At 57.0% G+C, this 3302-nt stretch carries 3 protein-coding genes; all 3 read right to left on the reverse strand.

Annotated features, from left to right (window positions below; all coding sequences use genetic code 11):
• A partial coding sequence (locus MUO23_14780; GenBank protein ID MCJ7514215.1) for a hypothetical protein occupies positions 1-205 on the reverse strand: 205 nt, incomplete at its 3' end.
• A gap of 374 nt (positions 206-579) precedes the next feature.
• On the reverse strand, positions 580-1824 hold the full coding sequence (locus MUO23_14785) for a hypothetical protein (protein MCJ7514216.1): 1245 nt from the start codon (positions 1822-1824) through the stop codon (positions 580-582).
• 83 nt (positions 1825-1907) lie between these two features.
• The gene (locus tag MUO23_14790; protein ID MCJ7514217.1) at positions 1908-3074 is read right to left on the reverse strand and encodes a hypothetical protein; all 1167 of its coding nucleotides are present in this window, start codon (positions 3072-3074) and stop codon (positions 1908-1910) included.
• Positions 3075-3302: the final 228 nt, after the last annotated feature.

Here is a 3302-nt window from a genome sequence, read left to right on the forward strand (position 1 = left end):
CCAGCGGGATATTCGCCGCCATCTCGGCGTGGCCGATCAAGACGTACTCTTCGAACGTGCGAACGTCCAGGACCTTGATCCGCTCAGGATCGGCCTTCCACATCTCGTAGGCCTCCCGGGCAGTCACATACAGCCCCAGGCCGGTCACTTTCTCTTCAAGCACTTGGTGTTTTGAATGAGGGGTGGATACTTCAACGGTACTCATGATTCATTCTCCCTATTTGGAACTTTCAACAGGTCGGACGGCTGAATCCCCGGCAGCAAATAGATGATCCGCACCGATCAGATCAAGCAAGCCGGCCCTCCTCTCGTTGTCCATCGCCGATTTATCGCGCATTAGAAGTCAGGATCCGGGTAACGGACTGTACGGTCTTCCTATCCACGTCACAGTGATGGGCTTGCGTACAGGAACCCGCTGGTGCTTTTCAGCCGGATAGCCAATCACGCACGTTGCATGTGGAATGCAACCTTCCGGGATACCGAGCATCTGAATCAAAGGCGGGTAGCCCTGGCAGGCGGGCGCCAAACGCCCCATAGAAGACGTTTGGCGCCCGTTTTCATCACAAGGTTGTTTCCTGATTACCCAAGCCGCACACCTTCCACCTCGAGCCCGCCTCCTTGAGGAAGTTTGCTCCAGCTCCTTTTCTGCCATTCTTCCTTGAGCACTTCAACTGCCGCCTGCTCCAGGAATTGCGGCGCGGCCCATGCGTCCACATCGAAGTCGTTCTTGATGTAGCCGTGGCTGACCATGAAATCCTTACCGATCTTAATGCATTCCATGTTCTGCGCGCTCAGGCTCGGCACCATGTCGACGTGCTTGATGCCCTGGTAGGTATCCTCGACGTCCAGGTAGAACGTCTGCTTGTCGAGGATGGCCGCCGCGGCACGCTTGTGCTCATTCGCCCAGCGCCCGACCTTGATCATGCCTTTCAAGAACGTGACGACGAGCTCGGGGTGTTCCTTGGCCATCACGTCGGAGCAGGTGATGACGGCGGGGACGTTGGTCACCTGCAGGGTCCAGTCGGGGTAGCGGGACAGATCCTCAATGGCCTTCAGCTTGCCCGTGGCTTCCATGAGATGCTGCGTCACATTGCTTTGTGTAAAAATTGCATCGACCACGCCACCCAGCAGCGCCTTTTCCAGAGGCCGAAAAGCCAGGTCGTGCTTGTGGTCACGCTTCAGCCAAGTTTCCGACGGGTTTTCCATCGGGTCCAACATTTCGGGCTTGTCGTACCAGTCATCCGGGTAGGGGAATTCCACGATCTCCACATCGGCGCGGGTCATGCCGTTCAGCCGCAGCATCAGCTCGATGCCCTGTTCCTCCTGGAATCGCCACCAGTCCATCTTGATGGTGTTCAGGCTCTTCGAAAGGCCGACCTTCTTGCCTTTCAGATCCTGCATGCGGTAGATATCGTCCCTGGCGCGCACCATCATGCAGCCGCCTTCGTAGACGTGCGTTGCACCCAACAGCACAGTGCGGCGAAGGTCGGCGTGAACCTGTATAGGAGGGGTCAACCCGCCGAAGCGGATGAGGTTATCCATGTTGTGGATGTAGTGCGGATACCAGTTGTTCTCGCGGCGGGAGCGGAGGAAGGCGAACTTGACGCCGATCTTCTTGTACTCCTCGCGAGTCCAACCCAGTTCCTGGTCGACATTACTGGCAGACACGAGTGGACAATTTGTGTAGTAGACCTCGTTCCAATCCAGCGGGACTGTGTCAGATTTTCGTTCTTGAATTTTTGTAGCCACGGCTTGCTCCTTTTTTAATGTTTTTGGTTTTGAGATTTTTGTCTTGACTGCACTTTTACTTGTCTTCTTGGCCATATTTATGTTTCTCCTTCTGATGCTTATCACCTTCTGTGCCATCTTCTGCGGCGCACAAGGAAGTGTACGCCGCTTCCTCTCGATTACCCAAGCCGCATGCTTTCCACCTCGAGCCCGCCTCCTTGAGGCAGCTTGCTCCAGCTCCGGCGCTTCCATTCTTCCTTGAGCACTTCAATAGCCGCCTGCTCCAGGAATTGCGGCGCCGCCCAGGCGTCCACATCGAAATCGTTCTTGATGTAATCGTGACTGAACATGAAATCCTTGCCGATCTTGATGCATTGCATGTTCTGCGCGCTCAGGCTCGGTACCATGTCAACATGCTTGATGCCCTCGTAGGTATCCTCCGCATCCAGGTAGTAGGTTTGCCGGTTGAGGATCACCGCCGCGGCATGCTTGTGCTCGTTCGCCCAGCGCCCGACCTTGATCATGGCCTTCATGTAGGCGACGACGAGTTCGGGGTGCTCCTTGGCCATCACCTCGGTGCAGGTGATAACAGAGGGGGTGTTGGCAACCTGCACCCTCCAATCTGGGTAGTGGGACAGGTCTTCGATCATCGCCAATTGGCCTGTCGCTTCCTGGAGGTGCTGCCAGACCTTGCTCTGGGTGTAGATGGCGTCGACAGCGCCGCCCAACAGCGCCTTCTCCAATGGGCGGAAGGCCAGGTCGTGCTTGTGGTCACGCATCAGCCACAGCTCCGAGGGGTTGTTAATGGGCGGGCCCATCAACTCCGGCTTGTCATACCAGTCATCCGCGTAGGGGAACTCGACGAGCTCGATATCCTTCATGGTCATGTCGTTCAGCATCAGTATGTTCTCGATGCCCATGTGTTCCTGGATGCGCCACCAGTCGTTCTTGATGGTGTTCAGGCTCTTCGAGATGCCGACCTTCTTGCCTTTCAGGTCCTTCATGCGGAAGATCTTATCGCTGGCACGCACCATAATGCCGCCGCCTTCGTAAACCCAGGTCGCACCAAGTAATACGGTGCGGCGCAGGTCAGCATGCACCTGGATCGGCGGGTAGAGGCCGCCGAAGCGGATCAGGTTATCGAGGTTGTGGATGTAGTGCGGGTAGAAGTTGTTCTCGGGTGCGTGGCGGAAGAAGGCGTACTCGACGCCGATCTTCTTATACTCCTCACGGCACCACCCCAATTCCTGGTCAACATTGCTGGCGGATATCATGGGGCAGTTGGTGTACCACACCTCTTTCCAGTTCAACGGCACTGTGGTGGATACTCGTTCTGTCTTGGCCATCGTGAGCTCCTTTCGGGTTGGGTCTAAGGCTCAGCGGAAGTTCGGTTCGTCGTGATCCTACTCGAGCTGCGATCCCGCTTCAATCCGCGGCTTGTCGCCAAACGCCGGTCCAGCACGGATAGCGGCTTGCTCGTCACCGGCTCGGGCCGCAGGGCTGAGCAGCGTATCACCTGCCGGTCCCGCCTCGCCGCGTGCGGTCACCCTTCGGGGTTTGGATCCGTACCTGCG

It is taken from the genome of Anaerolineales bacterium (assembly GCA_022866145.1).
In the GTDB taxonomy this organism is placed as follows: domain Bacteria; phylum Chloroflexota; class Anaerolineae; order Anaerolineales; family E44-bin32; genus PFL42.

Bases quoted from the DNA above. Each gene is read 5' to 3' on its own strand.
- MUO23_14785 (MCJ7514216.1), bottom strand. From the start codon at position 1,824: ATGGCCAAGAAGACAAGTAAAAGTGCAGTCAAGACAAAAATCTCAAAA.
- MUO23_14790 (MCJ7514217.1), bottom strand. From the start codon at position 3,074: ATGGCCAAGACAGAACGAGTATCCACCACAGTGCCGTTGAACTGGAAA.